This window comes from Streptomyces anulatus, assembly GCF_000721175.1.
GTDB classification, from domain to species: Bacteria; Actinomycetota; Actinomycetes; order Streptomycetales; family Streptomycetaceae; genus Streptomyces; species Streptomyces anulatus_C.
Genome location: NZ_JOEZ01000078.1, coordinates 1 through 4739, shown reverse-complemented (window position 1 = coordinate 4739; position 4739 = coordinate 1). Strand labels below are relative to the sequence as shown.

Below are 4739 nucleotides of genomic sequence, written 5' to 3'. Positions count from 1 at the left end.
GCGCCGACGCCACCAAGCAACAGCCCGCCGCAGCCACTACCGACAACGGTCAACTGACCAACTCACCGGATAGATCACGAAACCGCACTGGAGTACTAGAGGCCCTATTCGAGGACTCTGACAGGCCATCAATAGGACTCCTGGAGGGCTTCCTTGCCCGACCGGGGATGATTTTGCGCCGTTGCGGGGACGTCGCATGCCACCCTCTGACGATGGTTCGTTCCCCGAGGAGATCCATGTCCCGTATCGCAGGCAACACCCGCCTCAAGGCCGCCCGCATGGCTGCCGGATACAACTCCCAACAGGCCCTGGCTGACGCGATCACCAAGGCCGCGCCCAAGCTCGGCATCCGAGGTCTCGCTGTCGGCGTCCGCCAGATCAGGCGCTGGGAGTCCGCCACACCGCCCTGGCCGCAGCCAGACGTACACCGAGTCCTAACCCACTTGCTGGGTCAAAGCATGGAGGACCTCGGCTTCACCCCTCCCTGGGGTACTGAGGGGCGTCAGCCCGAAGTGACAGTCAGCGACATCTCGCGCCGACGCCGGCCCGGAGCGCGGCTGGCCTCAGTTCCCGCCCAGTCAACCACCGCGACGCAGCCGGCCACCGTCGGCAAGGACTTCGAAGCCGTCACACGTTCCCACCGACACCTGTACTGGTCCGTGGCACCAGCCACCCTGCATCCCGCAGTCATGGAGCACGCTCGGCTTGGCTGTGCTCTGTTGCCCGAGACAGCGAACCCCACCCGCAGAATCCTCGCCGCCGCCCTGGCCGAGTCCTACCTGCTCGCCGGGCGCATCGAATTCTTCGACCTACGCCAGCCCGACCAGGCATCCGAAACGCTCCTGCGTGCGCTCCAAGCCGCAGGCGAGGCCGACGACCCAATCCTCGGATCGGCAGTCCTCGCCCATATGGCCTTCATACCTGGGTGGGCAGGAGACCGCGACGCAGCGGTCGAGCGCATGGTCGCCGCCCGCACTTACGCACGCCGCGGAAGTGGCTCCGCGGAACTCTGGGCCTGGCTCGATGCGGTCGAGGCTGAATGCGAGACTCGCTGCGGCAACCCGCGCACCGCACTGCAACTGATCAGCCATGCGGAGGACACCCTTGCCGCAGGCTCCGAGCACCCGACACCGATCTGGATGGACTGGTTCAGCTCCGTGCGTCTGGCTGCCTTCAAGGGCAATACACAGCTCAAAGCCGGCCACCTCCCCCAGGCGCGGGAGACCCTTGGCCAGGTCTTGGACGACCTGCCGCCGACATCCGACAAACAGCGCACCGTCATCCTCGGCGACCTCGCAGCCGTCGAAGCTGCGGACAGCCGACCGCAAGAGGCATGCCGCTACGCAACCCAAGCCCTCGACCAGCTCGCCATCACCTGGTACGCCACCGGCATGGACCGCGTCCGCGAGGTCCGGCGCACGCTCGCCCCCTGGCAGAACGAGCAATGCGTCCGTGACCTCGACGACCACCTCTACGACTGGGGTACGACAGTCAGCGCTCTCCAGCGTTGAACTCAGCGATCTTCTCCGGCAGCTCCACCAATGAGTCAATGCGCATCGTGGTGATCGCATCGGCCTCTGGGTCACGCTGCTGGATCGTGCCCCACGGCCCTCGGCGGATCAGAGCTGTCAGCAGGCCCGCCTGCACGGCCGGGCGAATGTCGTTGTCGAGCCGATCACCGACATACAAGATCTCGCCCGGCTCGGCAGGCGTCGCCTCGATCACGTGCTTGAAGAAAGCCACGTCAGGCTTCGACGCCCCCCAGTCGTCACTGGTAGCGATCAAATCGGACGGCAGATCCAGCCCTCGCAGCAGCCCACCCGCCCGCACCGTCTGATTCCCAGCTATACCCACCCACAGCCCGGCCTCACGCAGCGCAGTCAGCGAGGGCCGCACATCGGCGTACAGGTCGTCCTCGCCGAACCACTCCGGCTTCCCGGCTGCCGCGCGCTTCTCGCGCTCCTCCGTCAGGTCGAATCCTGGCTGGAACTCCTGGAAGGTCTCCCGGTAGTCCCGACCCTGGGCGATTACCGCCCCAAACATGGCCGCGAAGGTATGGCGCGGCACCCCCAACCAGTCCGCCCAGGTCCCGTACTCCCGCGTCTCATTGACGAGGCACTCACCGACGTCGAACACAACCGCACGAATCATGCTCCGCAGGTTAGACGGTGCAGCGCGGGAAGGCAGCCCTCTCGGACTGCGGCTGAATACCCACCCAGCCCTTGGTCTCACGCACAGCGAGCACCGTCGGTTCGCTCGTGACCGTCGCGCAACCCCGAACACGGGCATTCATTCAAGCTCGCTCAGGCGGGTGGCCGCGGCAACAACGTTGTCGGGCGACGCCCCGCCCGAGCCCAAGCCGACACCGACGCGTGCCGGGAAACTGAGTGGATCACTGGGGCGCCGCGAGTGTGGCGGCGGGGCGGCACGGCCGACCGAAGCGGGCGCATTTCTGCTCGAACCCTGGGGGGAGCCATCCACCGCTCAGCAGACGAGGATGCGCGGGAAACGCAGTGATGGCGGCGACAGCGAAGGCGAGGGATGCCCATGGTGTGTGCACCATCGTGTTCACCTGCTGGCCGCGAGTATTGACGAAGCTCGTCTGGAACGTAGCCACGCTCACGAGGTCGATCGTGCTCAGGGCCTTCCAATCAAGGTCAAGTCCGCCCGCGCTGCTCGCAAAGTGCAGTTTCTGACGGGTGATCGTCACCTCTCCCGGGCCGTCGACCATCCATCGCGCTTGGGCATCACGCGCTGCTTGGCGGCGCCTGGTGGAGTTGCCGATCGCGGAACCCAGAAGACTGCCGATGACGAATGTGGGATTGCCGACGGCGACCACACTGTTGTGCTGGTAGCGCCCGTTACCTGGGGCTCGCCAGGTCGATCGCTTACCGGGGCCGACAGCAAGGGCACGGTCGCCGCGCTCCAGTCTCGCCGTCGTAGCGATCCACGGACGGCGAGCCAGACCGCTGGCAAGGAGATCCGCGACGATCTCGCACGAGTGCCACAGATAGTCGTCCAGGGATGACCACGTCGGGGTGTTCACGTGCCCTGGTGGCGGCGCGAAGGGGTTGGCCTTTGTCACTCTGGCGGGTCCGTTTCCCGAGGGAACTTGATCACTTCAGTGCGATCGAGAGTATCCAGGAGACTCCTCGGTCGGCAGGAAATCTGAGGATCTTGCCACTGTGGCTGATCCTCGTGCTCGGCGGTACGAGAACGCCAACAGGCACTCGTACCTCCTGGCCGATACCGTACGCGCTTCGAATACTCGGTGTTCCGTTGGAGATCGCCGACGAGCATGTGCAGGACGAGCTTCTCGTCGCCGATGGACTTCACGTAGTCGTCGAGTCCCGGCGGCACCAATGCGGAGGATCGGGCTTGGCTGACGAGCGGCTGTCACCGCGCTCGGGACGCGCGCCCATTCGCCCTTCGTTTCTGTCGCTTTGCCACTCGGCCTACCGTCTGTGGAAGCCGCGCTTGGCGAGGTGAATGGACAGTTCGTGATCGGGGCGTAGAGGGCTGATCAAGCCTCCAGCTTTCACCACCCCAGCTGAAGACACAACGCACCTCCTGCCACGCTCGCACCAGTCCAGCCAAGCCCTCCAGAACGTTACGGGCTTGAACCAGGACGGCTCCCAAGAAACCGAGGAAGACGGGAATTCCTAACAAGACAGCAGCCCAACACACCAAGGCTCCCTTCTCATGCTCAGCCAGTGGAAACGTATAGGCCCGAAGCGAAGAACGGGGCGAACTCTGCCACTCCTGTTGATCAAAATCAGTACCCAAGTGGTCGCTTACCACGGCGACCTCACTACGTTGCGGCAAAGATCCTGCGCCAGCCCCGCACGAACGGCAAGTGCTCGCCTACACGGTCCCACCTGGCAGACCATCGAGTCAGCAGGGTAAAACCTACATTTTGTGATCTCAGCTTGGCCATCACCGTCTTGCAAACCCTGGCACTACGAGGTCGCACCCGTCTTTACGTTGCGGCGTAAATCCTTTGACCACCGGCCCTCCCCCAGCTCAGCTTGTCAGCGCGGAGCGGGAGGCGTGACCTTGGGTGCCCGAAGGCCCGGCGTGGCTTTCGGTCAGAGCCGTTGTCGCTACGTGATCGCAGTTCGGTCAGCGCCCACTGAGGGTTGAACGGCACACGCTGCAGCACATGGCGGCGTTCCGACCGTGGTACCGCATCAGCAGCTGTCCAGAGGGATGGCCGAATAGCGGTCTGCGCCCCCTCGTGCGCACTTGATTGCGCTCCCCTGCCGGGTCCTACCGTCCGGCTCACGCCACACAACATCGACGGAACGGAAGGGCAGCCGGTGAACAAGGACGAATCCAAAGCCGTCAGCGAGATCCTCCACGAGCTGAGCAACACCTCGCACGTCCAGGTCCGCTCGTCCACCGAACTTGCCGCCCATGTCTCCGAGGCCGCGGACGACGAGGACGAGAAGCGGACAGACAACGGGCAGGGACCGCTTCGCCGGCGCACCGACTACAGAGCGGCTCGGAACGCGCCACGTTCCCTGACCCTCACACCCTGGCAGATCATTCACGCCATCGGCCTCGGTGCTGCTTCGGCCCGACAGGGCGCGGGGCGAGGTCTAGCCGAGCACTGGGGGAGTCTGCGCTACATCCAGGCCCTGGAGGGCAACCAAGGCAACTACCTGCAACTGTCGTCCGAGGGTCGCGATCTCCTGCGCTTCTACAAGGCCACGCAGTCTGGGGAGATCGGCACCGGC

The 4739-nt window shown here is 65.0% G+C and carries 3 protein-coding genes and 2 pseudogenes; 2 read left to right on the top strand and 3 right to left on the bottom strand.

The window, feature by feature from the left end; translation table 11 throughout:
- Positions 1–236: 236 nt before the first annotated feature.
- Positions 237–1511: an NsdA family TPR-like regulatory protein gene (locus IG90_RS0138475; protein ID WP_030595857.1), complete on the top strand. Its 1275-nt coding sequence runs from the start codon at positions 237–239 to the stop codon at positions 1509–1511.
- Here the strand turns inward: IG90_RS0138475 and IG90_RS0138470 are convergent.
- The 3 genes and pseudogenes from IG90_RS0138470 to IG90_RS46580 all read right to left on the bottom strand — a co-directional run.
- Positions 1492–2151: an HAD family hydrolase gene (locus tag IG90_RS0138470; protein ID WP_030595853.1), complete on the bottom strand. Its 660-nt coding sequence runs from the start codon at positions 2149–2151 to the stop codon at positions 1492–1494. The genes IG90_RS0138475 and IG90_RS0138470 overlap by 20 nt on opposite strands.
- A gap of 241 nt (positions 2152–2392) precedes the next feature.
- Entirely contained in the window at positions 2393–3085 is a 693-nt protein-coding gene (locus IG90_RS46585; protein ID WP_245170763.1) for a hypothetical protein, read from the bottom strand.
- Positions 3086–3258: 173 nt separating this feature from the next.
- Positions 3259–3357 (bottom strand): annotated as a pseudogene (locus IG90_RS46580) (YdcF family protein); the annotation flags it as partial.
- A 962-nt stretch (positions 3358–4319) separates the two neighbouring features.
- Between IG90_RS46580 and IG90_RS0138460 the strand changes: the two are divergent.
- Positions 4320–4739 (top strand): annotated as a pseudogene (locus IG90_RS0138460) (hypothetical protein); the annotation flags it as partial.